Origin of the sequence: Roseivirga spongicola, from assembly GCF_034376045.1 — a bacterium.
Lineage (GTDB): Bacteria > Bacteroidota > Bacteroidia > Cytophagales > Cyclobacteriaceae > Roseivirga > Roseivirga spongicola.
This window is the reverse complement of the sequence record NZ_CP139724.1, coordinates 1,257,358-1,284,019: the sequence shown is the minus strand read 5'-3', so window position 1 is coordinate 1,284,019 and position 26,662 is coordinate 1,257,358. Positions and strand designations below refer to the sequence as shown.

At 40.7% G+C, this 26,662-nt stretch carries 23 protein-coding genes, 2 tRNA genes and 1 pseudogene; 14 read left to right on the top strand and 12 right to left on the bottom strand.

Translation table 11 applies throughout. The annotated features are described in order from the left end of the window. Positions 1–528: 528 nt before the first annotated feature. Entirely contained in the window at positions 529–1,224 is a 696-nt protein-coding gene (locus T7867_RS05855; protein WP_068216743.1) for a LiaI-LiaF-like domain-containing protein, read from the bottom strand. A gap of 121 nt (positions 1,225–1,345) precedes the next feature. Here T7867_RS05855 and T7867_RS05850 point away from each other — a divergent pair. From T7867_RS05850 to T7867_RS05820, 7 genes and pseudogenes are all read left to right on the top strand, one after another. Next, a tRNA-Leu gene (locus T7867_RS05850) sits at positions 1,346–1,429 on the top strand. 499 nt (positions 1,430–1,928) lie between these two features. Beyond that, positions 1,929–2,327: pseudogene (locus T7867_RS05845) on the top strand (RNA polymerase sigma factor); the annotation flags it as partial. After that, positions 2,327–3,589: a hypothetical protein gene (locus T7867_RS05840; RefSeq protein WP_068216738.1), complete on the top strand. Its 1,263-nt coding sequence runs from the start codon at positions 2,327–2,329 to the stop codon at positions 3,587–3,589. The pseudogene T7867_RS05845 and the gene T7867_RS05840, both read left to right, overlap by 1 nt. Before the next feature lie 153 nt (positions 3,590–3,742). Further along, a complete protein-coding gene (locus T7867_RS05835; protein ID WP_068216736.1) occupies positions 3,743–4,531 on the top strand; it encodes a hypothetical protein in 789 nt (262 codons plus the stop codon). A 14-nt stretch (positions 4,532–4,545) separates the two neighbouring features. Continuing rightward, positions 4,546–4,941 (top strand): OB-fold protein, encoded by a 396-nt coding sequence (locus tag T7867_RS05830; RefSeq protein ID WP_068216734.1) that lies wholly within the window; start codon positions 4,546–4,548, stop codon positions 4,939–4,941. Positions 4,942–4,947: 6 nt separating this feature from the next. Continuing rightward, complete coding sequence (locus T7867_RS05825) at positions 4,948–5,496, top strand: YceI family protein (RefSeq protein WP_157717517.1); 549 nt, start codon at positions 4,948–4,950, stop codon at positions 5,494–5,496. Then, a complete protein-coding gene (locus tag T7867_RS05820; protein ID WP_068216729.1) occupies positions 5,489–6,352 on the top strand; it encodes a DUF5777 family beta-barrel protein in 864 nt (287 codons plus the stop codon). Before T7867_RS05825 ends, T7867_RS05820 begins: the two co-directional genes overlap by 8 nt. Positions 6,353–6,452: 100 nt before the next feature. Here T7867_RS05820 and T7867_RS05815 read toward each other — a convergent pair whose 3' ends face one another. Next, positions 6,453–6,944 (bottom strand): hypothetical protein, encoded by a 492-nt coding sequence (locus T7867_RS05815; RefSeq protein WP_068216727.1) that lies wholly within the window; start codon positions 6,942–6,944, stop codon positions 6,453–6,455. Between the two features lie 171 nt (positions 6,945–7,115). Here T7867_RS05815 and T7867_RS05810 point away from each other — a divergent pair, with 171 nt between their 5' ends. Then, entirely contained in the window at positions 7,116–7,322 is a 207-nt protein-coding gene (locus tag T7867_RS05810; RefSeq protein ID WP_068216725.1) for a hypothetical protein, read from the top strand. 5 nt (positions 7,323–7,327) lie between these two features. Here the strand turns inward: T7867_RS05810 and T7867_RS05805 are convergent, their stop codons facing one another. From T7867_RS05805 to T7867_RS05780, 6 genes are all read right to left on the bottom strand, one after another. Next, entirely contained in the window at positions 7,328–8,074 is a 747-nt protein-coding gene (locus tag T7867_RS05805) for a peroxiredoxin family protein (RefSeq protein WP_068216723.1), read from the bottom strand. A gap of 12 nt (positions 8,075–8,086) precedes the next feature. Beyond that, positions 8,087–12,760 (bottom strand): hypothetical protein, encoded by a 4,674-nt coding sequence (locus tag T7867_RS05800; RefSeq protein WP_322299948.1) that lies wholly within the window; start codon positions 12,758–12,760, stop codon positions 8,087–8,089. A 59-nt stretch (positions 12,761–12,819) separates the two neighbouring features. Next, the gene (prmA, locus tag T7867_RS05795) at positions 12,820–13,650 is read right to left on the bottom strand and encodes a 50S ribosomal protein L11 methyltransferase (RefSeq protein WP_068216719.1); all 831 of its coding nucleotides are present in this window, start codon (positions 13,648–13,650) and stop codon (positions 12,820–12,822) included. After that, the gene (tpiA, locus tag T7867_RS05790; protein ID WP_068216717.1) at positions 13,650–14,411 is read right to left on the bottom strand and encodes a triose-phosphate isomerase; all 762 of its coding nucleotides are present in this window, start codon (positions 14,409–14,411) and stop codon (positions 13,650–13,652) included. Before tpiA ends, prmA begins: the two co-directional genes overlap by 1 nt. A gap of 272 nt (positions 14,412–14,683) precedes the next feature. Continuing rightward, positions 14,684–14,757, bottom strand: a tRNA-Asn gene (locus tag T7867_RS05785). A gap of 141 nt (positions 14,758–14,898) precedes the next feature. Then, positions 14,899–16,158, bottom strand: a complete 1,260-nt coding sequence (locus tag T7867_RS05780) for an NRAMP family divalent metal transporter (protein ID WP_322299947.1) — start codon at positions 16,156–16,158, stop codon at positions 14,899–14,901. A 178-nt stretch (positions 16,159–16,336) separates the two neighbouring features. On the opposite strand from T7867_RS05780, the gene T7867_RS05775 reads away from it, so the two are divergent. The 3 genes from T7867_RS05775 (at position 16,337) to amaB (ending at position 20,084) form a co-directional block, all read left to right on the top strand. Further along, a complete protein-coding gene (locus T7867_RS05775; RefSeq protein WP_322299946.1) occupies positions 16,337–16,792 on the top strand; it encodes an Hsp20/alpha crystallin family protein in 456 nt (151 codons plus the stop codon). Positions 16,793–16,948: 156 nt separating this feature from the next. After that, complete coding sequence (locus tag T7867_RS05770; protein WP_068216713.1) at positions 16,949–18,397, top strand: trypsin-like peptidase domain-containing protein; 1,449 nt, start codon at positions 16,949–16,951, stop codon at positions 18,395–18,397. 142 nt (positions 18,398–18,539) lie between these two features. Then, positions 18,540–20,084: an L-piperidine-6-carboxylate dehydrogenase gene (gene amaB, locus T7867_RS05765; RefSeq protein WP_068216711.1), complete on the top strand. Its 1,545-nt coding sequence runs from the start codon at positions 18,540–18,542 to the stop codon at positions 20,082–20,084. Here amaB and T7867_RS05760 read toward each other — a convergent pair. The 3 genes from T7867_RS05760 to T7867_RS05750 form a co-directional block, all read right to left on the bottom strand. Continuing rightward, the gene (locus tag T7867_RS05760; RefSeq protein ID WP_068216709.1) at positions 20,081–20,764 is read right to left on the bottom strand and encodes an NRDE family protein; all 684 of its coding nucleotides are present in this window, start codon (positions 20,762–20,764) and stop codon (positions 20,081–20,083) included. The two genes, amaB and T7867_RS05760, sit on opposite strands and share 4 nt — an antisense overlap. Continuing rightward, complete coding sequence (locus T7867_RS05755) at positions 20,752–21,267, bottom strand: hypothetical protein (RefSeq protein ID WP_068216707.1); 516 nt, start codon at positions 21,265–21,267, stop codon at positions 20,752–20,754. Before T7867_RS05755 ends, T7867_RS05760 begins: the two co-directional genes overlap by 13 nt. A 64-nt stretch (positions 21,268–21,331) precedes the next feature. After that, on the bottom strand, positions 21,332–21,850 hold the full coding sequence (locus T7867_RS05750; RefSeq protein WP_245660202.1) for a YHS domain-containing (seleno)protein: 519 nt from the start codon (positions 21,848–21,850) through the stop codon (positions 21,332–21,334). A gap of 63 nt (positions 21,851–21,913) precedes the next feature. Between T7867_RS05750 and T7867_RS05745 the strand changes: the two genes are divergently transcribed. Continuing rightward, positions 21,914–23,785 (top strand): sigma-54 interaction domain-containing protein, encoded by a 1,872-nt coding sequence (locus T7867_RS05745; protein ID WP_068216705.1) that lies wholly within the window; start codon positions 21,914–21,916, stop codon positions 23,783–23,785. Here T7867_RS05745 and T7867_RS05740 read toward each other — a convergent pair. Continuing rightward, positions 23,782–24,600, bottom strand: a complete 819-nt coding sequence (locus tag T7867_RS05740; RefSeq protein WP_185101190.1) for a hypothetical protein — start codon at positions 24,598–24,600, stop codon at positions 23,782–23,784. The genes T7867_RS05745 and T7867_RS05740 overlap by 4 nt on opposite strands. 358 nt (positions 24,601–24,958) lie before the next feature. Between T7867_RS05740 and T7867_RS05735 the strand changes: the two genes are divergently transcribed. Together T7867_RS05735 and T7867_RS05730 are read left to right on the top strand one after the other, a co-directional pair. Further along, on the top strand, positions 24,959–26,047 hold the full coding sequence (locus T7867_RS05735) for an ATP-grasp domain-containing protein (protein ID WP_157717515.1): 1,089 nt from the start codon (positions 24,959–24,961) through the stop codon (positions 26,045–26,047). Beyond that, entirely contained in the window at positions 26,028–26,651 is a 624-nt protein-coding gene (locus tag T7867_RS05730) for a LysE family translocator (protein WP_084375561.1), read from the top strand. The genes T7867_RS05735 and T7867_RS05730 overlap by 20 nt, the downstream gene beginning before the upstream one ends. Positions 26,652–26,662: the final 11 nt, after the last annotated feature.

Sequence of the window (26,662 nt, the reverse complement as noted above, 5' to 3'; positions counted from 1 at the left end):
CGCTTGAAAAACGAACCGTGACAAATCTCTGACTGAGCTAATGAGTAGATATAGTTTCCTCACGCAGCCCTTTTATTCCCTTACAGTTCAGCTATACTTTAGGGCTAGGGTAATAAACCGCAGCTAAGGTAGAGATGTATGACAGTCAAAGATTTGCAAGAATTATGCTCGCGGGGGTTGCCAGATTTCTCGGCTGTGTTTGACTGGTTCTGAAAGAAGAACCGAAGAAAAATATGCTGAATTGGTAGAATGAGCCAAGTCTACATTAAACGCTTTTTGTGAGATGGTGAAGTTGCAACAGGCGCAGCAGAATGGGGAGCATTCTTCTACATCATCGGCATGAGCATCTTCAACTGGAGCCTGAGCGGTCAGCTCTTGATCATTGATTACATCTTCGCCATAACAGTCGGTGCAGGGCGCCAAACTTACCGCAAAGATGATCAAAGAAAGGCAAAGGCTCTTCTCATGATGCGTCAAAAGTAATCATTAGAGCAATGCAACAGGATAACAATTCTGATTAGAAAAGCGCTAATTAGAAATTTCAGCCCCACCGAAAATAACTAGACCTTTTACTACCAGTCGTTTTGGCGAATCTCCCAATGTGTCTGTGATTAATCTCTTGTCAGACATTCCGCCAAAAATATTGGTAACCCTCATATCTACTTGCCAACCTTTGGGCACCCTGATTTTCGACCCACCAAACATGTAGAAAATCTCAATTTCAGCTGAAGGTTGCTGAATATCGCTCATAGTAAGGTCAATATTAGAGCCTCCAAACACAGCAGTTAAAGACCCTCCTTTAAAGTTTTTAGTATTAACAACTTTGTCGCCTCCGCTAAAAACCGCTATATCTTCCACACGGTCTCCATCATCGGTAGATTGCTCAGAGTAAGGCTCTCCTGCCGCGGGTTTTTGTACCGTTCTTCTTATGAGATGAATTCCTGCAAAGACAAAAATCAATGGCCAGAGTTCCCAAATGGAAATATCTACGCGCATCCAGTCGTCAATTACAAAGATTAGCCCTATCACCAGCACAACTAATCCAGCCTTTCTATTCTGGTCTGAGAGAATTAGAAAACCTCCAATAAGGATGAGAATATTTTCCCACTGAAAAAGGTAGTGTCTCAGTCTCCATGGTATTAAATCAAAGTTGCCGAGTACAGCCAGAGTACCAACTACTATAAAGATGAGGCCAATAAGTTTATTCGTGCTTTCCTTGTTCATGAATTGCGAGATTAGCTAAAAGTAGAAAAAAGCAGGGTTTAGGCAATGGTGAATCTTGCAAAGGCTCCTTGTAATTATTTGAAATAGCTGAATTCTTATTTACTTTTGCCAACCTTTCCAAGCGCACGTGGTGGAATTGGTAGACACGCCATCTTGAGGGGGTGGTGCATTCAGTTGCGTGGAAGTTCGAATCTTCTCGTGCGCACAAAAACCCTGACGAACTCGTCAGGGTTTTTTTATGCCCTTTTTTATTGGTCGCGTAAGGAGTTAAAACTGTGCCCTTTGGTGCAATTGGCTTTAGCTTCTAAAAAGCTTCCTGAAATTTACGATGTACTAATTTTGATTGACATCAATCGCACATTTTCTAAGTCAGCCATTCAAATCGACTTTCAGTTGCTAAAAATATGGTGCTTTCAGCACGTAGTGGTTTTTTCATTACATAACCATCTCTATAATAATAACTTAGGTTATTTTTAATAAAAACTTTCTAGCCACGCAACCATTTCTCCGCTAGGCTAGGTACTACTAAATAAAGGACGGCAAAAGAATAACACCTCATGCCAGAGAAGTTGAACCTTAAGCAACTGATAGAAGGCTGCATAAAGCAGAAGAGAGCCTCGCAGAAAGATCTGTACAAGGCCCTATACAGTTATGCTTTGGGTATTTGCATGAGGTATACCGACTCTTAGGAAGAGGCTCAGGAGGTAATGAATGATGGTTTTATGAAAGTGTTTCAAAGAATTAAGAAATACGATAGGCAGAGGCCATTTAAACCATGGTTTACCAGAGTACTAATTAATACAGCTATAGATCACTTTAAGAAAAAAGAGAAATATGCTTTTGAAACACCTTTAGATGAGTCGGTTGAGCCAGGGTCTGAACAGACTATTGAAGGTAATATGGCCTATGAAGAAATTTTGGAGATGGTAAGAAAACTGCCTCCACAATACAGGGCTGTGTTTAATCTGAGAGCCATTGAGGGCTATCAGCACGATGAAGTTGCAGAGATTTTGGGTATTTCGGTGGGTACTTCCAAATCTAACTACGCAAGAGCAAAGGCAAAGCTGCAACATTATTTAGACGTCTATTTTGAAATTAGCTGATGCAAGAAGAGAGAGACGATATTGGTAAATTCTTTAAGAATCGCTTGAGTGAAAAGGAGTTTCCATTTGAAGAAGAGCAGTGGGATATTCTTGCGAATAAACTTGATGATGCCGGATTGGTTAAAATTCCATTTTGGTTGAGGTTTAGGAAACGAATAGGTTACATTCTTATACCTATACTCACCTTTTTAATAGGTTGGTATTGGCACAAGGTGGCTGAAAAAAGCCATGTACAAGACACCCTACCTGCCAGTAAAGCGCCAATAGAGCTGCCTGTCAATGAGGAAGGTGAGCCAGTGATAACTGAAACGGATGAATTAGGGCAGCAGGAATCGGTTGCGGATTTAGAAACCCAGTCGAAAGCAGTACAGGAAGCAAAACCTAATGCGTTATTGCTTGCAGAAAGAGTTAAACCAGAAGAGGAAACAGAACTATTCAATTCTTCCAGCTTGGTACAGAATAGTAAGTTGAATACAGGCAACGATGAGTTCACGCAAGAAGGAAAGACACTCACGGTTCCACCAATTGGCAATAAAATCCTTTCTTTTTATGAAGTAGCTCCACTGAGTTTACTAGAGTTGAACTTTCCTCCTGCTCAAGTGCAAGGTTGGATTGAACTTCCGAAAGGTGATTCGCTTATGGTGGAAGAAAAGACATTCAATCCGTTTTGGTCTACCACAGTTTTGGTTGCTCCAGACTTCAGCAGCACCAATGCTAAAGACCTCTTCAACAGTTTGGGTCAAACGGTTGGCCTCCAGTTCAATAGACACTCCAAAGAAAAGAGTGTATGGAGTTTTGGACTTTTATTGAATAACAAAATTTATACAGCTGGAAAGGGTGAATATTCACCATCCTTAGGCTATTCAAGGTCTGGTGTGGAGCCAGATTTGACAGATGCTAGGTGCTTGGTATTGGAGATACCAGTGTCTTTTGGCATGCGATTGTTCAAAACGAACAGGGGTTCTGTTTGGACAAACTTGGGGCTATCTTCTTTTCTGTTTTTAACAGAGAAGTATAGCTATTTCTATGATGAGTATGATCCGAGCCTGTCTACAGGTTGGGAGGGTAAAAATGAAAACAAGCACATAGCTGCAGCAGTAGGTATTTCATTTGTCTATGCGCATCAGTTGTCTGAACGTTCATCTCTCATTTTTGAACCGTATTTTAAAACTACTATTCAGCCCGTTGGTCATGGTAATGTCGACTTACTGTCTTCTGGTGTGAATGTAGGCTTCAACTATAAACTTTTCTCTAAAAACTAAAAGCGAGTAATAACAGGAACACTAACCTTCAGTAATTCAGCCTAGCTATTTATCGGTTTTTACGCTAAGTCTTAAACAGCACTTTGGTGCGTATATAAAAATCGAAAGGTAGAGGGGCCGACTGGGAGCGTGTTGTCCATAAAATTTAAGCATATGAAAAAAACGTATTCAATTATCGGTTTACTGACAGTGCTGCTAATAGGAATTAGCTGCGAATCTTCAGTATTAGAGCCAGCTGTTGATTGCAGTAGCAGCACGCTTATTCTAAACTTGGTTGCAAAATCAGATGCCCATTGTGGCCAAGCAGATGGGAGCCTAGAAGTACAAGGAAATGGTGGAGAGGGGCCTTTTCAGTATTCCTTAAATAACGGTTCTTTTCAGTCTGGTGGTTTGTTTACCAACCTAACTTCTGGCAACTACACCGTAAACGTTAAAGATGCCAACGAGTGTACATCTACGCTACAGGTGAGTATTCTTAATGAAGATGGTGTAAACATGAGCACCAATATTGCCGATAGTGGCTGCGGAACTGCTGAAGGCCAAATTGTAATAACGGCAACGGGAGGAGTAGAGCCCTATACTTACAGCATCAATGGCGGAGCCTTTGGGTCTGACAACACTTTTGCTCAGTTAGAAGCTGGTAGCTATACAGTAGTTACAAAAGATGCCTCCAACTGTGAAACTTCAGAAAATGTAACCGTGCTCAGCGGAATTAGCTTCAATAGTAGTGTGGCCCAAATTATATCTAGTAGCTGTGCTACCAGTGGCTGTCATGCTGGTTCTCAAAGCCCAAACTTATCTACCTTCTCCAATATTCAGCAGTTTGCTGATAGAATTAAGGCTAGAACTTCAGCCAAAACTATGCCGCCAGGTGGAGGGCTCTCAGATGCTGAAATAGAGGCTATTGCCTGTTGGGTAAATGATGGTGCCTTAGACAACTAACCCATTCAGTAGCTATGAAAAAGATACTAATAGTTGCTGGCCTTTTGGTGGCCGCGGGTATTGCCTATGGGCTATATGAGTTCAACAGAACAGGAAAAGACACTTCTAAAAAAGCTTCTGATTTTGTGTTGCAAGCCACAGCACTTTCGGCTGCATTTGAAATGGATGAAGTAAAGGCTAACGATGAGTATTTGGATAAGGTGATTGAAGTTGAAGGCGTCTTATTGAGCCAAGAAGTTGGAAACCCGACCATTTTAACCATTAAAGGAACTGATATGGTGAGCCTAAGAGCAGAATTAACCACCAATGAGCAGTTAGAAACCAAGGCAGGAGATTTGGTAAGATTAAAGGGTGTTTGTACTGGGCTCTTGTTGGATGTAGTACTAACTGAATGTGTGATACTAGACTAAATGAACATGAAAAAACTACTTCTTTTATCGATGGCCATTGTGCTAGCTCAGTCTAGCGCAAAAGCACAGTCTAGATTAATAGACAGATCGGGAACAGTGAGTTTCTACTCTTCTGCCCCTATGGAAGATATTGAGGCAACAAATAATTCGGCCTTAGGTATTGTTGAAATTCCTTCGGGAAAGGCAGCAGTTTCCATTCTGATTAAAGGGTTTAAGTTCGAAAAAGCCTTAATGCAGGAGCACTTCAATGAAAACTACATGGAGTCTGATAAGTACCCTAAGGCTACATTTTCTGGACAAATTGCTGACCCTTCAATGCTAGCTAAGCTTGGAAGTTTTCAAACGGAAATCCAGGGTCAGATGACCCTTCATGGAGTTACGAAGGATCTGACAATGCTTTGTCAGTTCAATGTGAGTGAGAAAGAGATTACCGTTAAATCAACATTCAACCTAGTGGTGGCCGATTATGACATAGAGATTCCAAAATTGGTGAGAAATAATATTGCCAAAGAGGTTGAAGTAACCGCCAACTTTAAATTCCAGAGAAATGACTAGATACATTTTTTGTCTATTGCTGCTGTTGCCCTCTGCTATTTGGGCGCAAGAAGATCTACTGGCTATTCTAGATGAAGAAACCGAAGAGGTTGAGACTAAAGTTGAAGCTATTTTTAAAGGTACCAGGCTTATTAATGGGCACACGGTAGAAACCAGAGATAGAAACAATTTAGACTTTATCATTTCGCACCGTTTTGGGAGGTTAAATGGCGGAGCGTATGAGTTTTTTGGCTTAGACCAATCTAACGTAAGGCTTGGCTTGGATTATGGTCTAACGGACAACATCAACCTAGGAATAGGTAGGAGTTCTTTTGAAAAGACTTTCGATGGATACTTTAAGTATGCTTTTGTGCATCAGACCAGCGGAAAGCGCAATGTACCAGTGTCGGCTACTTTGCTGTCATCAATTTCCATAAAAACACTAAGACAGCGCGAGTTTGAAGAGCTTACGTTTAGCCAAAAGATAGCTTATACTCATCAGGTGCTTATTGCCCGAAAGTTCAGTTCTGCTTTTTCTATGCAAGTAATGCCAACGTTAATTCACTTTAATGCTATAGAACCAACGGATGAGCGCAACAATGTTTTTGCAGCAGGTATTGGTGGCCGAATAAAGCTTAATAAACGTGTTTCGTTAAATGCAGAATACTACTATCAGTTTCAGAGAAAAGATCCGCTATCTAAAAATGTGATCGCGATTGGGTTCGATATAGAAACTGGTGGGCATGTGTTTCAGTTGCAGCTAACCAATGCTCAGGCAATGATTGAGAAAGGTTTTCTGGCAGAAACCACAGGCGATTTCTTCAATGGAGATATTCACTTTGGCTTTAATATTTCCAGAACTTTTCAACTGAAGTAAGGTAAAAGAGGATATCTCGCGAGCTATTAGAGTTTCCCTGGATTAACGGGGAATAGCATAACTAATAGCCTGTAAGATATCCTCCTGTATGGTGAAGTAATTACCTATTTATTCTTTTTAGGTAAACTTCTTTACGCTCCATTCGGCCTCTTGAACCTCTTTCGAATTGAACGATATGGCCATCATCCATAAGCCATACATCATCGTCATTACCAAAGCTTACATGTCTGTTGCTCCAGCGATGATTATCCTCATCAAAAATTCTTAATTCTCCGTCTCTGCTAATTGCCCACTCTGCATATTCTGTTTCTCTTTCTCCGAATGCCTCTACCATAATCTTTACCTCTCCGTTGCTTCTGAAGTCCATCCGAATGTCAATCTCTTCTAGAATATCACTGACCAAACCGGTGACAGAGCCTGCTATTTTTCTGGCTAGCCAGTTTTCGTCTTCTAATTCCTCTTCTACCTCATCCAGGTCAATGTCTATGACCATTTGCCATTGACCAATGAGGTCTTTTTCCTTCACTTTAGACTGAGCCAGACTTAATGTGCTGATTGCCAGTAGGCATAATAATAAACTGAGTTTTTTCATGGTGACCTTTTTGTTTGTTGATGCTAAAAAGACGATCATTAGTGAGGAAAGTTACAGGCTGCCGGTCTGCGGGCACTCAGGTGCCTGAATGGCATATAGTAACAATCAGTTCATCTGTACTTGAACTTTAATTTAACTTACCAGTTTATCTTTCAACATAGATTGAGTACGATGAAGGTAAAACTCGTCAAATCAAAATCAGAAGACAGATGGTACTCCAATACCAAGGAGAATTTGTTTGGAAAAACCTTTAAGGTACACTTCTCAGAATTGGCTTCTAAAGACCTACAAAGAAGCGTTTATGAAATTCTTACTGGTAAACATAAGGGTAAGCTTATAGATGTGCGCGATACCCAAATTGTTGTTAAGCTTAAATAGGCCTATTACTTAAGTGCATCTTTCAACTGCTTTCTCAGGGCGTATTTAAGTCCAGGAAAGTAACCTACTTGCGAAAATATTACTTTGCCCTCTTCATTTATAAGCAGGTGTGTAGGGTAACTGAAAATACCATAATCTGTGGCTACCCTTCTGCCATTGGGAAGTAGCTCGTAATTGAATTCATGTGTCTCTAGGAACTTATTTACTCTTGCCACATTGTCTAAACCAATGGCTAAAAATTTGACTCCTTTTGGCTTAAATTCTTCTACTAACTCGTTGAGTTCGGGCATTTCCATTATACATGGCTTGCAGCCGACAAACCAGAAGTTGAGCAATACCACTTCACCTTTTAAGCTTTCTAGGTTTATTGAGTTTCCTACTAAGTTCTGAAGCTCAAAATTATTTGCTTGTTGGTTGAGCATGAAGTCGCTGCCAGTCATATTCTCAAAACGCTTAATCTTCATGGCCTTTGCTTCTTCAGAAGCTTTCTCGAAAATGATGGCCTTAGGGTCGTTTTTACTGTCCGAATAAATTGCGGCTTGGTATTCAACCATCATCAAATAGTTCATTATCTCGCCTTTAGACACTTTCTCTCCAGTGTGTAGGTAGGCGTCTAAACTCATCGGGTCTATTTGAATATTCCGATTTATTGTCATTCGCTTAAGCTCAGACCCTAGAAAGTCGTAAGTCTGTGCTTGGGAAGCAATAGATAAAAGGCATAAAGCCAGAAATGTTAGTGTGAGTTTTTTCATGTAGCAAGTTAATTAGAAACCTTCACCCTGAACAGCTCCTTTTTTCTTGAGTGTTTGATTAGACTCAGAAGCCATCAATAGCTGATAAGGTTCATCAATGCCGAAGTATAGCTTTTTAAAGTCAATTACCCACTGAATAATTCGCTCTTTAGAGCTCGGAATGGTTCTAAAGCTGCCAACTTTACCCTTACCAGTGTTGATGTTAGGAATTTGAGCATTATATGCATCGTTTGAAGAAAATGATTCAAGTACAAAACCATCGTACATAAAGTAATACCAGGTGCCGTCAGTCATTTCTAACAGAAGGTTCATAATATCTCCTTCTGGCGTTTTTCTAATTTCCATGTAGCCGTCTAGCTCCATGTTAAGGTCTACATTAGAGACATTAGATACGCTTATCTTACCCTCGCTGTAAAATGCTTTATTCTCTTGAGACCAGTTTAAATGAATATTACTGATAACTAAATCTTGGTTTAGGAGGCCTCCAGAAGCATTTACAAGGGGTATTGGAAGAGATTGATATGAGTTGTCCCATTTTCTGGTGGCATCATCTCCAATAAACTCTGCTACTCTATATATGAGCTCCGAACGGTCTTCATGGGCCTTCGGTACGCCCAATTTCTCTCCCATTTCTTTAAGGTTGCCAGCAAAAGCAGTTTGCGCTTCTAAAGGCATTCCAAAGGCCATGGTAAACATGGCGTCTACCTCAAATTTGGCAGAGTCTAGGTTGCCTTTTCCTTTTCCTGCGGCCTGAATATTGTTGAGGCTGTTGCCAGCCATAAAGTTTAGCTTACCTTCAAAAGAGACATTCTGAAGCTCTTCATTGTAGCTAAACATGCTCCCAGAGAAATACTGAGATGGGTCTTGCTTCTTGTTAGGGTTATCTATTCTGAAAGAGCTGTTGTTGGCATCGTAATAAAGAACCCCACCACGAGGAACGAAGAAATCATCGTCTACAATGCTTCGTTTTTCTGTGATAAACGACATGTAAGGTTGTTGTTTATCAAAGTGAATTCCCGCATTTAATGGTTGACCTTGTCTTGTTCTAGCCTCATCGAAAGGAATGATGACCTCCTGAATGTCGTCTGCAGAAGAGTATTCGATCCAAATGTTTCTTTCATTCAATTTTTCAAGGTCTACTTTAACAGCTCCATCTAGCTCTAGGGCTTTTTTATAAGCATACATGGTCACTTTTCCCTCATAAATAAAGCCTGGAGAAATTCTAATTCCTTCTTCGGCAGTAACTCTTCCGCTAGATCTCGTGTGTGGGCCATGCTCTTTGTCCTTAGCTATAAATTGAAAATCATCGAACTGTATAGCGAATGTATCTTGCACTGCGTTAATCAGCTCGTAGGTTCCTCTACCTTTAAAGCTGGTCCTAGAGAGTATTTCTATATCTGCATCGTAGAGTCTGTGATACGCTCCGGCAGTGTCCATTAATATGACTGCATTCTTGAGCCTATCAATTTTTGAATTCTCTAGAATGGTAAGCTCCTGGCCTTCTGGTGTAATGAGGGCATCGGCTACCTTAATGAAAGGAATACCAGTAACATTTAGCTCCTTGCTCTCAATGTCATAAACAGCATCTGTGGCCATAAAGGCCAGTGAGTCTAGTCGCTTATTGGTAGAGTAGAAGAAAGATTGTTCCAATGGCACCTCGTCTGGCTTACTCATGGTTACCATCTTATTATTTACATCCCAAACGGCAGAGGGAATTGAAGTTTTAAACTGTGCAAAAGGAAATTCAAGGGCAGCTGCTCCCGCTACTTCAGGCTCAATACTGGCTTGCTGATTTTCTACATCGAAATTGATTCTAACCTCTTCAGAGCTCAGTATCGGTTTTACCGAATTGTCTGCATTGAGTAAAAAGTTACTGTTTCTGGCCTCAAATGCATTGATAGAATAGGCAATGGAGTCTGAGTTTAGAGTTGAGCCTGCTATCTGCATTTCTCCCTTGCCAAAAAGCCCCGTCTTACGCAATGTCATTTCTCCTCTAAGCTTCGCCTGATCTTCAAAAATGCTGAAGGGTTTTTCTTTTTCGAGGTTGCGCAAAATCATGCTGTCTTTCTTAGCCAACCAGTTCATTTCATAGGCTTCTATAGACATAGCTGGGTAAGAAACGGTGTCTATAAAACCTGCCTGTAGGCCTCCCTTAATTCCTTTTTCAGCCACTAAAGAGTCTAGAAACATGGTGGCCCGTTCATTGTCGAAAGTTCCTGTGAGGTAGTCAATAACTCCTGGCGAGGTAATACCATTTTTATCTAACTGCACTTCCCCATACAGCCTACCTCCCGTGCTGTAGAGGTTGTAACCACTATCTGGAATAGCGTGGATAAACCCGAAACTTTTATCGGGCATAATCTTCAAGTTTTCATTGAAGTCTGGGAGAATTCCGTTGGAGTAGAAAGTACCTTCAAAAGCGTATTTCGATGGGTCGGCATCGGCCACACTGTCTAGTTGAAAAGGAGGGACATCAAAATATACCGTGCTGTCGTAAGCACCTTTGAGTACATCTGACTTATCGAAAACCACGCTGGCATTTTCAGATGAGCTGAATATTGGAAACTCCGGCATAGACTTAAGAGCCGATTTATTATTGGGGTCGTTAATGCGCAGAACACCAGAAGTTTTTTCAAGCTGATTGCTTAGTGTTTCACTTTGACCAGCATCCATTTCAACCCTTAATTCTATGGAATCGATCTTGGTTAAGTTTACCAAGAAGCTGTCATATCGAAAGGTAAATTGCTCTCCGTTAAACTGAAAGTTTCCTGCATCTAGGGCACCATCGAATTCAATGTCTCTGTTTTTTAAGACTCTGATTTCTTTATTGGTTGGGGTAATAATTACGTCTAAGGAATCACTGAGCAGAAACTTGTCTACCCCCCTAACTGTCAACACAGAATCTTTAAAGCTGAAGGTGGCGTTGGGTGCGTTGGCGATAACCGAAGAAATAATTAGGTCGTCATAGTCTCTATTGCCTTTGCTAGACTCTAGGTAGTGATAGCCCTTCTCCAGAATTTCTACAGCCCCAGTAACCTCATCGTACTTAACCATGCCACGAGACATGAGCAATTCCATTGCTTTGTTTACCAGACCTTCGTTCAGTTGATATTGCCTGGCCATGGTGCTGGTATAAAATATGCCTCCACTTTTCTTAGCCATGTTGGCTGCGGCTATTAATGGGTGAAAACTGAATATTTGAGACATATCGAAGTACCTGTCGGCACTATAGAAATCTTTAGACTCTAGAGAGAGTGGTACATCTGCTCTGGCAGAATTAATGGTTATGTTCAGTGAGTCACTGTTCAGGTCCCAGCTTAATAAGTCGCCAGAAAGGTCCATGTTGTAGTATGAAGACCTGAATGGAGTAGTTTTATAACCGTCTACGCTAGTCTCCATTTCTAGTAAGTCTTTCTGGTAGTCATAGTTAAACTCTACTGCTGGGTGAAAGATAGAGTCATTGTTATGATACAGAATAACATCGGCCTTGGCTGCAGATACAATAGAGTCTTTGTTGTTGAAGACAAAACCTTTGCTCAGGGCCTTGAACTTCTTTTCGCCATTAACAGTGCCAGATAAAGTGGAGGGCTCGTCATAAGCAGTTTTAGAATAAAAATTCATTCCCTGATAGTTTACCCCTCCTTTAAATGTGAGTTTTTCGGAGCCTAAACCCTTAATTGGAGTATCGGCATTGTAAGAAATAAACCTCGGATAGGTGCCCTGTAGGCTTCTGCCTGGCCTAATGTTCAAGTCTAAAACACCAGAAATAGGTTGGTCAATTTTTGCTGGTTGTTTGAAGTAAACATCTTCAAATTTGAATTCGTGAGCATTTACAGGAAACTCATATTGCGTTAGCCTTACCTGCATGGCCTCTTTGGGTTGTCCTAAAGTAGACCAGTCTACAAATCCATCTTGACCTCTAAACAGTTTTTGATCGAAAAGGAAAAAACCTTCTGTCCCTATAATCTCAAACGTATCCGACTGACTGGCCAAGATTAAATCGCCTCGCTTTAGATGTATTACTGAACCTAACTCCTTGTACATGTCTAGCATTGGTTCAGTAAAAGGGTCGGTTACCACTTGCTCAGGTTCTTCATATTCTCCTCTAGCTTGCGCCCTTAAGGTCTCTACATCTACTGGCTCAGATTCCTGATAAACAATTGGTTCTTCAGCATTGTAATTATCCTCGCTAAATAGCACCTCGTATTCGGCATTTCTAAAGCTTATAGACTGATATCGGTCTTTGTAAATGGCTTCGTGTTTTAGAAAGGTATAGAGGGTTTCGAAGTAATAGTTCAGTTGAATTCTGTCATAAGCTTCAGCTGCTTTCTGAATGGAGTAAGCCAAATTCTCCATGCTTTCTTGGCTGAAATTTCTTTCTTCTTTAGCCAGCTTAAGGCCATCGAGCAGTTCCTTGATATCGTAACGAATACGAACCTTTTTTTGATCTAGGGCAATTAGGGCTTTGAGTAGTCTTTCTTTAGTGGTTGCAGACAACTGATTATTCTGATAGGCCTCAATAAAGAAGTGATACTCTTGCGGAAAGATGGCTGGGTTTTCTGCTTCCACAATCATCTTAACGTTCGGTGGAATAACCAACGAGTCGCCTTCAGTGGCGGTTTGAGCATGTACCGACTGTAAAGCAATAAGCACCAGCAGAAAAGACAACTTTATGCCTTTGAGCATGTTAGTTCGCATTTGGTTATGTTAAAAAACGAAGAAAACGCAAGAATCTTGAATAAACGCTATACTTTCTCTAGTAGTAACGCAACCCAGTTTTTCTCTGTTGTAGATTTAACCTCTTTTAAGCCAAGTTCTGTAGCTAAAGCTATTATCTGCGGTTTGTCGGTTTCGTAAAAACCGCTTAAGAAAAGATGACCATTTTCAGCTAAAAGCTTATTGTATTCAGCCATTTCATCTAGCAAAACATGGGTGTTAATGTTCGCCAGAATAATTTCATATTGCTCTGTTAAATCGAGTTCGTGAATAGTGCCTTGCTTAACAAATTCAGGCTCAATATTATTCAGGCCGAAGTTTTCGAATGCATTTTCAATACACCAATCGTCAATGTCGGTAGCTGCTACTGACTGTGCGCCTAGCTTGGCCGCCATAATGGCTAGAATTCCAGTGCCAGAACCAACATCTAGTATCTTTTTATCTTGATGATCAACTTCTAGCTGAAGAGCTAAAAGCTGGTGAGTGGTTTCATGGTGCCCAGTGCCGAAAGACATTTGAGGGTTAATAATGATCTCATAAGGAACATTCGGCTTTGCTTCATGAAAAGTAGCCCTAACATAAATCTGGTCGCCAACAGCTATGGGGTCATAGTTTTTTTCCCACTCTTCATTCCAGTTTTCTCTCGGAACTTTCTTTAGCTCGTACCAGATTCTGGTTTGTTGACGATACCGATTAAATAGCGTTTGCAGAGCTGGGTGATTAAAGGTTTCTTCAGCAATATATGCTTCAAAACCGACTTCGGTTTCCATAAAGGTATCAAAGTCTAGCTCACCCATTTCTGCGATTAGTATTTCCGCAAATGGCGGATCGCAGTGTACATTTATTTGTATAAAGTCCATTAGTAAGACTTAGCTATGTCAATGAAATCGCGAGATTTTAGAGAGGCTCCGCCAATAAGGCCACCATCTACATCTGGCTGTGCTAATAATTCTTCTGCATTGGCTGGTTTCATAGAACCACCATATAGAATCGAAATTCCTTCCGCTACATCTTCACCAAAGTTAGAGGCCAAAGAAGTACGGATGCTCTTGTGCATTTCTTGCGCTTGGTCTGAAGAAGCAGTCACGCCAGTTCCGATGGCCCAAATTGGCTCATATGCAATTACCACCTGACTCATTTGCTCTGCAGATAAGTCGAAGAGACTTTCCTTTAATTGATTATTCACGAACTCCACATGTTCGTTGGCTTCACGAGTTTCTAGGCTTTCACCACAGCAGAATATTGGGGTTAAACCTTTGGCAAGAGCCAGTTTTACTCTTTCTGCCAGCTGAGTATTTGTTTCAAAATGATACTCTCTTCTTTCGCTGTGACCTAGAATTACAAAGCTAGCTCCAGCTGATTTGGCCATGTCTGCAGAAAGGTCTCCGGTGTAAGCTCCAGACTCATGCTCACTAATATTTTGAGCACCTACAAAAACAGTCTTTGCGTCTTTGGCAATGGCAGAAACTTGAGATAAATGAATAGCAGGAGTACAAAGCACCAAAGTTACATCAGATGGGGCTTCATCGTTGGCCATGTTTACAACTTCAGAGGCTAATGAAAGGCCTTCTGAAAGGGTTTTGTTCATTTTCCAGTTACCAGCTATTATCTTTTTTCTCATGATTTCTGTTTTGCCTCAAAGATAGAAGAGTTCAAAAGATTTGTTCAACGAAGGAATTGAAAATTAGGACTACGATTGCAGGTAAAATCTTCCAAAGGCTGCTCTTTTCTTGTTCAGGTTTTGTTTTTGATGGGTTCGTTGTGAAACTCAAGTCTACTCTTCAAGAATGAAAGAATACTCAACCTAGAATTTATTGAGTGCTTAGAAGTAAAGAATATATGCTTTGCATAGGTCTAGAAACAAAAAAAGCCGGCTAATTAGCCAGCTTTTTGCTCCTCCTCTTGGGCTCGAACCAAGGACCCTCTGATTAACAGTCAGATGCTCTAACCAACTGAGCTAAGGAGGAATATTTCTTTTACCAACTGTCCCGATAGCTATCGGGAAAGGAGGAATTTTATCTTCTATTCAGATCGTTTTCCGAATGGGTGTGCAATATTAGCAGATGCTAATTTATAATGCAAAATGTTTCAGCAGATTTTAGCGAAAATCACACAGAAATAATTCCGAAGTAGACCATTATGTAAATTATGGCGAACACAGTAAGAAAAATTAGGCCAGCAAGAGCCAAGTTTTTCAACCATGGCTTTGGCTTGTATTCGTCCTTAATCTGATCGGACATAATTACTTTATAATTGATGTAGGCGAATACTGGAGCAATTACAAAAGATAAAGTAGTAGCCAGATCTACCAGATCCTTAAGGTTAGAGGCTAAAAGCAAAATGAATATGAAAGAGACTCCCGCAACTATTACCATCATTGCGGTATAAAGTGTCTTAACTCCTGCATTTTTGAAGAACATAAGCCGAACTGTTTCTCCCATGGCGCGTCCAAAACCATCTACTACGGTAATGGTGGTACTAAACATGGTGGAAAATGCGGCTATGGCAATTATAAGGTACGCCCAGTCTCCAATAGCACTGGTGTAGAGCCTTACCACCTGATCTGAAAACTCGGCACTATTACTAGATAGCTCCACACCCGACCCGTACATTACGTATGCCCCTAGCGTAAGAAAACATAAAGCCAGAAAGGCGGTGATGAGGTATCCGAAATTGAAATCGAAAAGTATTTCTTTCAACTTAGGTTGATAGCCGGTTTGCTTCATCCTCTCAACCGCCCACAGGCTATTCCAGGTACTCAGGTCGACCGCAGTGGGCATCCATCCCATAAGGGCAATTAGGAATATTATGCCTTCTCGTTCCATTAGTTCTTTCGGAACAAAGCTTTCTATGGGCTGAATTTGACCTTTCCCCAATACCCCAAAGAAGGCCACCAAGGTAGATATAAGGAGTACTGAGCCAATAATTTTTAATAAGCCATCTAGCAAGCTATACTTACCAAAAGCCAGCAGTAGAGTACAAAACGCTAAAATACACCCAGAGAGAATGGTGGGGTCGAAAGACCAACCCATGAGGTTATTGAGCATGCCAGCCGTTACAAAAGTAACTGCTGCCGTAACGGTGAACATAGAAGCTAAGCTCAACAGAAAGTAGACCCAAAGCACCCACTTGCCTTCTTGCTGATAGCCCTCTAAAATGCTCTTTTTTGTAGCTCCCGCATACCTGCTTCCGAATTCAAAGAAGGGATACTTGAACAGGTTGGCTAGAATTATAAAAACAATGAGCTGAAATCCATAGTCCGCACCAGCTCGAGTAGATTGGACCAAATGCGAAACGCCAATACAGGTGCTGGCAAATAGAATTCCAGGCCCCATGGCCTTGAGTAGGTGTTTTCTATCGAGAGACATTTCAAAAAAAATTAATCTTCCTAAAATATGGAAAGTGTTGATGATCTCATAAGCAAGTTTGATGACTGAAAACTGTCAATGTGGCTGAATTATTAGTTGATTCTTGATTAATCAAGACATTATGGCGCAAAAAATACGAAAAAATCGCTTGGTACGATTTTCACATATACTGGGGCAAATGATTGATAAAACTAAAAGCTCAGAAGATATGAATATGATAAAAAGAACCCCAAGCATGTTTGTTCCAAACACAATGGACAAATTTTTCGACAAATTCTTTAATGAAGGTTTAGAGAATGGTGCGAATACTTTTAATCCTAGAACCGATATAGCCGAGACTGAGAAGTCTTTCGAAATTGAAGTAGCGGTTCCTGGTTTCAACAAAAAAGATTTCAACATCGATTTGAATGATGGTCTGCTTACCATCAGTGGTGAAAGAAAGTTTGAGAAAGAGAAAAGCGAGAAGAACTTCTACTCTATTCAGACCGAGTATGGTTCTTTCAAAAAGTCTTTCCAATTGCCAGATAATATTGTGAGCGACAAAATTGAGGCAAGCTATGAAAATGGAATTTTAAGCTTGGTAATTCCAAAAGACGAGACCAAGAAGTTAGTGAGTAAGATAACCGTGAAGTAGGTTTGTGTTGTTGAGGTTGATTAGGGGCCGCCAGTTTTGGCGGCCTTTTTTCGTGGTGAAAATTGTTAAATGGAGTTAAGAACTGCTTTATTTTGAATAAATTAAAACTTGCGGTTTTACAGAATCGTTATGAAGTCACATTAGAACGGTAAGTGTATGGTTTCGAGAAGACAGTTTTTTCTAGGTTTATTGGCCTCTTCTTTATTAGGAGGCATAATTGTGTTGGTGGGAATGAGCCTTATTGGTTCTGGCGGAAACGGACAAAACATTGGCCTCGGCAATCCCTCAGCAGTAACTACCTCTTTTGGAGAGATAGATAGTTCTACTAAAGACTACATCGTTCCTGAAGGCATTAATTTCATTAAGGCCTCTAGGGCAGCAGTTCCTGCGGTGGTTCATATCACAAATACTTCTACCTACAACAGGTCTGGTTCATTTTCGAAATGGTTTGGAAGAGGAGAAAGAACTCGTCAGTCTACTGGCTCTGGTGTAATCATTTCCAAAGACGGATATGTTGCCACCAATTATCATGTGGTAGACGGAGCGGATGAGCTTGAAGTACGCTTAGACGATAATAGAAGATATGATGCGGAGTTAATTGGAGTAGATGAAGACACTGATTTAGCTTTGATCAAAATTAAAACCGACAACCTTCCTTATGTTGAGTTTGGCGATTCAGATCAGGTAGACATTGGTGAATGGGTGCTTGCCGTGGGAAATCCGTTCGACCTAAATAATACTGTTACAGCAGGAATTGTAAGCGCAAAAGCTAGAAACATCAACCTGATTCAAAGTGGAAGAGAAAGAAACTACGGAATTGAGTCTTTCATTCAGACTGATGCCGTTGTAAATAGAGGTAATAGCGGTGGAGCACTTGTAAACCTTGAAGGAGAACTTATCGGAATTAACACCGCAATTGCTACCAATACAGGAACTTTTAATGGCTACTCATTCGCGGTACCCTCTATTCTTGTGAAGAAAGTAATGGACGATCTACTTGAGTTTGGCGAAGTTCAGAGAGGCTTGCTAGGAGTTACCATAACAGATGCTGATGGAAGAACAACCGATGAGTTAAGTGGGGTTCTTATTCGCGAAGTAAACCCAGGAGGCGCAGCCGATAAAGCAGGAATAAAGGCGAACGATGTAATTGTGGGAATCAATGAAAGAGCTGTTAGAACCACAAGTGAACTACAGGAATTGGTGGCTAGACAAAGGCCGGGTGATCAGATTGTAGTTAAGTTCAAGCGTAATGGAAAGCAAAAGGAAACCAATCTTACACTTAGAAAGAAAGATGATTTTGTAGCAGATCTTTCACCAGAAGAAATTCAGTTGAGCTACAAAATTGAAGGTTCTACTTTTATAGACATCAATGATAGAATCAAAAGTAGACTGAGAGTAGATGGTGGCGTGCAGCTACTGGAGTTAGGCGAAGGTGCTTGGAGTGAAGCAGGGATTCTTGAAGGCTTCGTAATCACTAAAGTGGGCGATGTGGACATCGAGAACCTTGAAGAGTTTCAGCAATTGATTGACGCTAAAAAGAGAGATTTCTACGTAATGGGTAAATACCCTGATGGAGAAAAGGAGTATTTCAGAATAAACTGGTAAAATATACTCAAGAATTTGAGCCTCCTTTCTGAAGTATCGGAAGGAGGCTTTTTTATTGTCTGCAGAACCAAGTCGCTCATTTTTTGCAGACCTCTAAAAATACTTGTAATGTTGAGCAAAGAACTAATCTAAGGAAACAGAAATGGAGAATTTTGGTATTGAACAGGTTCTAAAGAACCTGGGAGTTCAAGAAAAAAATAATGGAACATCAACAGGCTCAAAGTCTACTGGAAATGGCGAAGAGTTAAAATCTTACACGCCTGTTACTGGGGCATACATTGCTTCTGTAACTGCAACTACACGCGCAGAATATGACCAGGTGATAGATACTGCACAGCAGGCATTCTTGCAGTGGAGAGATGTAACTGCTCCAATGAGAGGTGAAGTTGTACGTCAGTTCGGAGAAAAACTGAGAGCACATAAAGAAGATTTAGGCAAGCTTGTTTCGTTTGAAATGGGTAAGTCTTACCAAGAGGGCTTGGGTGAAGTTCAGGAAATGATCGACATCTGTGACTTTGCAGTAGGACTTTCTCGTCAGCTGCATGGCCTAACCATTAAGTCTGAAAGACCAGGACACCACATGCAAGAGCAGTGGCATCCGCTAGGAGTAGTTGGAATCATTTCAGCATTCAACTTCCCTGTTGCTGTTTGGGCTTGGAACACTGCTTTAGCTTGGGTTTGTGGCGATGTTTGCGTTTGGAAACCTTCTGAGAAGACCCCTCTTACTGGTATCGCTTGCCAGAACTTGATCACCGAAACATTGAAGGAAAACGATATGCCAGAAGGTATTTCTTGTCTAATCAATGGTGATTACACCGTAGGTGAAATGATGACTAAAGATGAGCGTGTACCATTGATTTCAGCAACTGGATCAATCAGAATGGGGAAAATCGTTGGGCAAACTGTTGCCTCAAGACTAGGCAAGTCCATTCTTGAGCTTGGTGGTAACAATGCAATCATTGTCACTCCTGAGGCCGATCTGAAAATGACAGTAATCGGAAGTGTTTTCGGTGCTGTAGGAACTGCAGGTCAGCGTTGTACCTCAACCAGAAGAATCATCATTCACGAGTCTATTTACGACAAAGTGAAAGACGCGATTGTAAATGCCTATAAGCAACTTAGAATTGGCAACCCACTAGATGAAACAAACCACGTAGGTCCACTTATCGATACAGATTCTGTGAATAATTACTTGAATGCCATTGAAGCTGTTCAAAAAGAAGGCGGTAAAGTAATTGTTGAAGGAGGGGTACTTGAGGGCGAGGGCTACGAAAGCGGTTGTTATGTAAAACCTTGTATTGTTGAAGCTGAAAACAGCTATGCAACTGTTCAAGAAGAGACTTTCGCACCAATTCTGTACTTAATGAAGTACTCAGGTGATGTGAATAATGCCATTGCTATCCAGAATGGTGTGAAGCAGGGTCTTTCTTCAGCCATTATGACTAACAACGTACAGGAAGCCTATACTTTCCTATCAGCCACTGGTTCAGATTGTGGAATTGCCAACGTGAACATTGGTACTTCAGGAGCAGAGATTGGTGGTGCATTTGGTGGTGAAAAAGAAACTGGTGGCGGACGCGAGTCTGGCTCAGATGCTTGGAAAGGCTACATGAGAAGACAAACCAATACCATAAACTATACTGACAAGCTTCCGCTTGCTCAAGGTATTAAGTTCGACCTAGGCTAAACCAAGCTTTTATGTTGAAAATGGAAAGCGTCACTTTTCTTGTCTAGAGAGGTGACGCTTACTGTTTGTACCCTTCCTTCTCGATTCATTACAAAATCGTTCCAAGCATCTCCCTTACCACCAAACTGGTGGAACTCAAGAATTTCGCCCTGAGAGTAGCTCTCTCTCCCTACCAGCCATTCCTTAAACCACCTTCTTCTTTCATCTCTAACGGGCTGCGGATAAAGCGTAGACGATGACCAAATATGAGGAGTGTTTTTGAGTTGCTGATGATCCAATTCTTTGCCAGACCAAACCAACTGGTGCAGTTTGACTTCATTTCCTGAATGATCTATCAGAACAAGAGTGAATGGTTCTATTCCATCGAAATTATAAAGCTCTACAAAGTCTTTGACTGAATTGATTTCAAAGAATTGCAAAAGCATAATTCCTCTACTAATACGGTATGGTGGTTTATGGCTATGCTTCTCAAAACCACCATTCAATAAAACCAGAGTGAAATTTTCTTTATCTGTGGCAAACCAAGTGCCCCCAGCTTTGGGGTCTTGAGGAAAATATACCAACCTGCCGCCTAGATTCTGAGAGGTGAGTTCGTGTGTTGCCCTTTGAGGGTCTTCATCACGATTAGAAGTAATAATGAAATCTTCTTCGCCCTTAGGCAAGAAAGTTACTGTGCACATGCAAGCTGTTTTTGATACCTAACTGTAGAATAGGCAACACCAAAGTTGGCCGGAAGTTCCACTTCGGTGAAACAGGCGCCAATGGCGATTTTGATAATAGCCATATGATGTATGGCATGTTCAATATTATACTGAAGCTCTCTGAAGTATGAGCTGTTCATAGTCTGATTTTTACCTCCCTCGGCTCCATAATTAACCTGTAGAGTGATCGGAAAATCTTTTGTTATGGCATCAATCTCTTGCTTTAGCGCATGCATCTTTTCTATGGCCAACTGAGAGTTCGACTCAATCACTTTATCATGGCTCCGCTGATCATAGTTCACAAAGCCAGAGGCCGAACCAAGCATCATTAGGTCGAAAAATTCAATAATATGTCTAACATGCTTTCCAATTGTATTGCCCGAAAGCACATTGAGTCGCTCACTAAACTGATCGCCTTTAAGTTGCTTAGAAACGTCTATAAGCTGATTTAAGATAGATTTTGATACTTCTTGAAGTTCCATTTAAAAAAGTCTTGATTAAAATTAGGGCTTTTTGAGAGCTAAAAAAGGGAAATAGTGTTCTGGCTTAGTTTTTAATAATTTTCAACCATTCCATTTCAGCCTTAGGCAGCAGTTCTGTTTCTTCTTTATTCCAAAGTTTGAGAGTGTTTGTAAGCCTGAAATTGTAAAACAAATAGAGCTTGCCATCTACAATCTTGAATGTCTCCGGGTCAATTTTCACCTTGTCTCCATCTGCCATGGCATAAGCACAATAGCCCCCATATTGTGGCTCATATTTAGCTGGGTTTTCAATAAATGCTTGCTTGTTGGCTTGCGAGCTGAAGTAATAAACAATCCCATTATGGTTATAGGCTATTGATTCTTTACCCTTTTCTGCTGAGTCCGCTTTAAAATAACTTACAGGATCGTAACCCTGAATAGCCACGCCTTTCTGCAAATTGTAGTGCTTTTTAGCGTATGGTGGGTCTTGTGCCGAAAGTTGCCAGCTTGAGAGTAGGAGGAGTAAAAAGACGACTTGTTTCATGGTATTTGTTTCGGCAGATAAACGAGAAAACTGTTTGGCGCGGTTGTTCTTAAAGATCATTTGGCCGACAATTCAGGTTGAAATAAGAACAGATTACTTAAATTAATCACGAAATTTCGGGAAATGAAATTCGAGAGTAACATATCGGAGCACCCTCTATTGGCTCAGTTTACTGTTGAGCGCGCCTTGGCTTCTATTTTCTGGATGGATGAAAATGGCAGGATTCACTTTGCCAACGACACTGCCATAAATCAATATGGTTATTCGCTGAAGGAATTTCAACGGCTATCTATTCTCGATATCAATCCAAATTTTGACGAGAAGCGCTATGCAGAAACATGGGCGAAATCTAAGGAAGTTCAGAACCTTAGCTTTGAGTCTAGCCATGTAAAAAAGAATGGTGAGGAGTTTCCGGTAGAAATCTTTATTAATCACATTGAGTTCGAAGGAGAGGCGTACAACGTAAGCTTCATTCTGGATATTTCTCAAAGGCAGAGGCAAGAGCGACTCTTAAAGTCTATAACTGAGGCTACAGCCACCAAAATTGGGACTGACTTTTTCCGCACTTTGGTAGAGCGCATTTCGGAGGCACTAAACGTTCACATGGTTTTAGTTTCGGAATGTACAGATCATACCAAATCGAGGCTTAGAACACTGGCCTTTTATAAAGGAGATGAGATTAAGGAAAATGTGGAGTACGATGTGGCCGGAACCCCATGCGACATTATACTTAGAACCAATGAACCGTTGCTCATCAAAGAAAAAACGGACAAGCAATACACCAGAGAAGCTGGGGTTGAGGGCTATTTTGGTGCGCCTATTACCAACAGAGCGGGCGAAGTAATCGGTCATATTGGTCTTTTCAACAACAAAAAATTGGACCTCTCTCCAGGCGAGCAAGAAATCATTAAGATATTCTCTGATAGGGCTGCTGCAGAAATTGAGCGAAATATTTCTAGCGAAAAATTGCTTTCTGCAATGGAGGAGGTCAAAAGCCTAAAAGACAAACTAGAGGCCGAGAATACTTATTTACAAGAAGAGATTCAGCTAGAACATAATTTTGAGGAAATCATTACCCAAAGCGATCGTTTTAAATCGGTTTTAGCTACCTGTGAGCAAGTGGCAGCAACAGATGCGACAGTTCTGATTCTGGGAGAATCTGGCACAGGAAAGGAGTTGTTGGCAAGGGCGATTCACAATATTTCACCCAGAAGAAATAGGCCTTTAGTAAAAGTAAACTGTGCCGCACTGCCAGCCAATCTGATTGAGAGTGAGCTTTTCGGCCACGAAAAAGGAGCTTTTACAGGAGCTATCAGTCGTAAAATTGGCCGTTTTGAACTAGCCGATCAGGGTACACTATTCCTGGATGAAATTGGTGAGCTTCCACTGGAGCTGCAATCAAAACTATTGAGGGCATTGCAAGAGGGTGAGTTTGAAAGACTCGGAAGCACCACCACTCAAAAAGTAAATGTTAGAGTCATTGCTGCTACCAATAGAAGACTTGAAGAAGAAGTAGAAGAAGGCAGGTTCAGAGCAGATCTGTTTTACAGATTGAATGTGTTCCCTGTATATAGCATTCCGCTTCGCGAGCGAAAAGAAGATATAGCGCTTTTGGTTAAGTACTTCACAGAGCGCTTTGCAGGCAAGCTAGGTAAGCGAATTACCAATATTCCTAAAAGAGCGCTAAACGCACTTTTGGCTTATGAATGGCCTGGAAATATTAGGGAGCTAGAGAATGTAATTGAAAGGGCTGTAATTCTATCGCCCGAGAATAAGCTAGAGCTTGGAGATTGGATTCCTAAAAAAACCAAAGTTTCTAACTCTGTAGAATTAGAAACTTTGGCTCAGTTTGAAAAGAAATATATCCTTGAGGTTTTAAACCGAACATCTTGGAGGGTAAGTGGCGAAAAAGGAGCTGCAAAAATCCTTGGTATGAAAGCCACTACGCTGGAGTCAAGAATGAAAAAGCTCGGAATTAAAAGAGGCTCTGTTTAAAGTTTCAGTACAATATCAATTGCAGGAAAACCTCCCTCAAAGTACATCAAATCTATGGTTAGCTTTTTGGCTATGTACCTTAAGCCTCCCGAGATTATGGCCTCTTCACCAGAAGTTAAAATGTAGTTTTCCGTTAGGAGGGCAACCCTTTTATTCAGTCTGGTAATGCCGCCAATAGTGAGAACTCCACTACTATCAATTTCACCGTTTGCAAAAGCATAACCAGTTCCAACTGTTAAATGATGCTCTTTGCTACCGTAAGTAACTAGGCCATTTATTGTACCAGCACTAAGTTCAGCAAGAGATCCGGCAACCGTTAGGTAAGAAACAGATGCTGCTAAATTAAGCTTTGGTGCTACGGGAATACCATATTTGGCATTGGCAAAAAGTATAGGGTTCCCGCTATATAAGGAGATCAATTCTACTCCTCCAATAACACTCAGGCGGTCAGTTATTCCGTAGCTAACTAAGTTAAATAGGCCATAAATATTCTGATAATAGCCTTCGCCCTTCTCATGCGTATAGGCCGATTGGCCAATAAAGTATCTAGTTGGGTTTGGGTTAGGCATTCTGCCCTTTCCATCTAAATAAACCACTCTTTTAACTTCCGATTGCTGAAAAGTAAGTAGTCCGAGACTAACGCTGTTGATTACGATTTCTGTTTCGTTCTCAGAGATCAATTCACCTGTAATCTCCGATTTGTCTTCTAGATATACGATGACTAGTTGTGTGTCTTTTGAAGAGTTTTGCTCTTGTGCGTGTGTAAAGTTGATGGTTGCCAAAAACAGGCAAATCATCGTGACCATTGTTTTCATTGAGTTTCCTGATATTTCGTGAATATTTATTTGAATCGGTTAAGCTTGATCAATAATGACACCAAAATAGCTAAAGCGGTTGATTTTAATAATCTTTTCTTATTCACGAATATTTGTGTATTTCATGATATATCAGGAAAATGAAATTGATAGTTGTTGTCTTATTTTTAATTAAAAAACTGTATTTCAGATAGTTATATTCATTGTTTTCGCTTTGGCACATCAATTGTCAATTAAGTGACGGTTTTGCAGACGGCAGAATGACATTGTATTGAAAGACACTTATTTCTTGTTGGATGCACATCGTACACAAAGAAACTTCGTAAATCTTGAACCATTGATTACATTCAATTGACTAATGAGAACTAAGCTTCCACTTTTTTGGGTCAAAGTATTCTACTATGAGTACTGGCCATTCTGGTTTTTCTTTCTGCCCATGGTACCCTATTGGCTGTACCTGGCAATGAAAGCCAGGTCTTTGACCTACTTTACTGCGGCTAATCCAGGCATTGAACACAGCGGTGTATTTGGTGAATCTAAGATTGATATTCTTAAGAAGATCGATCCACAGTTCTTACCGAAGACACTCCACTTCAAAGCCTCAGAAGATTGGTTGAAAGTGCTAGAGGCAATAGAAACTCATGGTTTCACCTTTCCCATAATTGCTAAACCAAATGTTGGGGAAAGAGGTAGTCAGGTTGAAAAGATTGAGGATGAAGCAGCTTTAAGGAAGTACATGGAAGCTAATCCGGTAGACTTTCTGGTTCAGCAATTCATCGGCTATTCCTTGGAGCTTGGCGTACTTTACTACCGAATTCCTGGGACAGAAAAGAGAGGCATCTCTTCCATAGTGATGAAAGAGTTTCTCACTGTTACGGGAGATGGAAAGTCTAGTATTAGGCAACTCCTTCAGAAAAATGAGCGATACCATCTCCAGATTAAAAGCTTAGAGAAAAAGTTAGGTGTTAAAATGGAAGAGGTTCTTCCTTCTGGCCAAAGCGAATTACTTCAGCCTATTGGTAACCACTGTTTGGGAACCAAGTTTGTAAGCGGACAGCATCTAATTAATGAGCAGACAGTTGAGGTGTTTCATCAGATAGCCTCTAAAATTGAAGGTTTCAACTTTGGCCGATTCGACCTAAAAGTGAGCTCACCAGAAGATTTAATGAATGGAAAGAATATAAAAATCATGGAGCTGAACGGAGTTACTTCCGAAGCAGGCCATATCTATGATCCGAAGTTCAATCTTCTTCAAGCTTACAGAGATGTGGCTAAAACCATGAAAGTGATGTTTGAGGTGAGTCAGCAAAGCAGAAAGCTCGGAGCAAAAGTTACACCTGCTGGTGAAATGATTCGATTGATTAGAAGTCATTTTTCGAGCAAGCCTAATGTAACTAAATCACCCACTACTAACCTAAGTTTGCCAAATGCTTTGGATGGTATTTAGTAGTTTGCTGTTAGCAACACTCATTAGTTTTGCAGGTTCTGTGCAACTAGGGCCAGTAAACTTTGGTACCATTCATACCGCACTCAATAAGAATAAGAAGTCTGCCATACGATTTGGTTTCGGAGGTAGCCTACCTGAATTGCTCTACTGTGGCCTGGCGTTTGCCAGCGCCAATTTGCTAGACCAGTTTGAAGGCTTTCAAAACACTCTGAAATATTTGACAATTGGGGTACTGCTGATTTTCGGCACCTTTCTGATTTTTCAGAAAAGCTCTTCCACTAATTCTAAACTAAACATGAAAAGTGGTAATGAAGTATGGCTAGGGCTTACATTCGGACTTTTAAATCCACAACTATATCCGTTTTGGTTATTTGTAATTACAAACCTTAAAACGAATCAATTACTCACTTCAGACCATTGGCTGGTTCAGTCGGCATTTGTGTTTGGAGCGGCACTTGGTGCCTTTCTTTTGCAGTATCTCGTAGCAGAATTCACCTCTAGAAAGAGGGAGTTCATTTACATGAGATTAACAAAAAACTATAATCAAATATTGGGTGCAATCATTATTGCTATTGCCCTGATACAACTTTTAATGAATCTGTAGTATGCAAAAGG

What these genes read in the sequence shown, in the direction of transcription:
- T7867_RS05745 (WP_068216705.1), top strand. Translation starts at nt 21,914, where the DNA reads ATGAAATTCGAGAGTAACATATCGGAGCACCCTCTATTGGCTCAGTTT.
- T7867_RS05775 (WP_322299946.1), top strand. Translation starts at nt 16,337, where the DNA reads ATGATTGATAAAACTAAAAGCTCAGAAGATATGAATATGATAAAAAGA.
- T7867_RS05740 (WP_185101190.1), bottom strand. Translation starts at nt 24,600, where the DNA reads ATGAAAACAATGGTCACGATGATTTGCCTGTTTTTGGCAACCATCAAC.
- T7867_RS05770 (WP_068216713.1), top strand. Translation starts at nt 16,949, where the DNA reads ATGGTTTCGAGAAGACAGTTTTTTCTAGGTTTATTGGCCTCTTCTTTA.
- amaB (WP_068216711.1), top strand. Translation starts at nt 18,540, where the DNA reads ATGGAGAATTTTGGTATTGAACAGGTTCTAAAGAACCTGGGAGTTCAA.
- T7867_RS05840 (WP_068216738.1), top strand. Translation starts at nt 2,327, where the DNA reads ATGCAAGAAGAGAGAGACGATATTGGTAAATTCTTTAAGAATCGCTTG.
- T7867_RS05780 (WP_322299947.1), bottom strand. Translation starts at nt 16,158, where the DNA reads ATGTCTCTCGATAGAAAACACCTACTCAAGGCCATGGGGCCTGGAATT.
- T7867_RS05825 (WP_157717517.1), top strand. Translation starts at nt 4,948, where the DNA reads ATGAAAAAACTACTTCTTTTATCGATGGCCATTGTGCTAGCTCAGTCT.
- T7867_RS05735 (WP_157717515.1), top strand. Translation starts at nt 24,959, where the DNA reads ATGAGAACTAAGCTTCCACTTTTTTGGGTCAAAGTATTCTACTATGAG.
- T7867_RS05835 (WP_068216736.1), top strand. Translation starts at nt 3,743, where the DNA reads ATGAAAAAAACGTATTCAATTATCGGTTTACTGACAGTGCTGCTAATA.
- T7867_RS05855 (WP_068216743.1), bottom strand. Translation starts at nt 1,224, where the DNA reads ATGAACAAGGAAAGCACGAATAAACTTATTGGCCTCATCTTTATAGTA.
- T7867_RS05830 (WP_068216734.1), top strand. Translation starts at nt 4,546, where the DNA reads ATGAAAAAGATACTAATAGTTGCTGGCCTTTTGGTGGCCGCGGGTATT.
- T7867_RS05810 (WP_068216725.1), top strand. Translation starts at nt 7,116, where the DNA reads ATGAAGGTAAAACTCGTCAAATCAAAATCAGAAGACAGATGGTACTCC.
- T7867_RS05760 (WP_068216709.1), bottom strand. Translation starts at nt 20,764, where the DNA reads ATGTGCACAGTAACTTTCTTGCCTAAGGGCGAAGAAGATTTCATTATT.
- T7867_RS05815 (WP_068216727.1), bottom strand. Translation starts at nt 6,944, where the DNA reads ATGAAAAAACTCAGTTTATTATTATGCCTACTGGCAATCAGCACATTA.
- T7867_RS05820 (WP_068216729.1), top strand. Translation starts at nt 5,489, where the DNA reads ATGACTAGATACATTTTTTGTCTATTGCTGCTGTTGCCCTCTGCTATT.
- T7867_RS05755 (WP_068216707.1), bottom strand. Translation starts at nt 21,267, where the DNA reads ATGGAACTTCAAGAAGTATCAAAATCTATCTTAAATCAGCTTATAGAC.
- T7867_RS05750 (WP_245660202.1), bottom strand. Translation starts at nt 21,850, where the DNA reads ATGATCTTTAAGAACAACCGCGCCAAACAGTTTTCTCGTTTATCTGCC.
- prmA (WP_068216719.1), bottom strand. Translation starts at nt 13,650, where the DNA reads ATGGACTTTATACAAATAAATGTACACTGCGATCCGCCATTTGCGGAA.
- T7867_RS05730 (WP_084375561.1), top strand. Translation starts at nt 26,028, where the DNA reads ATGCTTTGGATGGTATTTAGTAGTTTGCTGTTAGCAACACTCATTAGT.
- T7867_RS05805 (WP_068216723.1), bottom strand. Translation starts at nt 8,074, where the DNA reads ATGAAAAAACTCACACTAACATTTCTGGCTTTATGCCTTTTATCTATT.
- tpiA (WP_068216717.1), bottom strand. Translation starts at nt 14,411, where the DNA reads ATGAGAAAAAAGATAATAGCTGGTAACTGGAAAATGAACAAAACCCTT.
- T7867_RS05800 (WP_322299948.1), bottom strand. Translation starts at nt 12,760, where the DNA reads ATGCTCAAAGGCATAAAGTTGTCTTTTCTGCTGGTGCTTATTGCTTTA.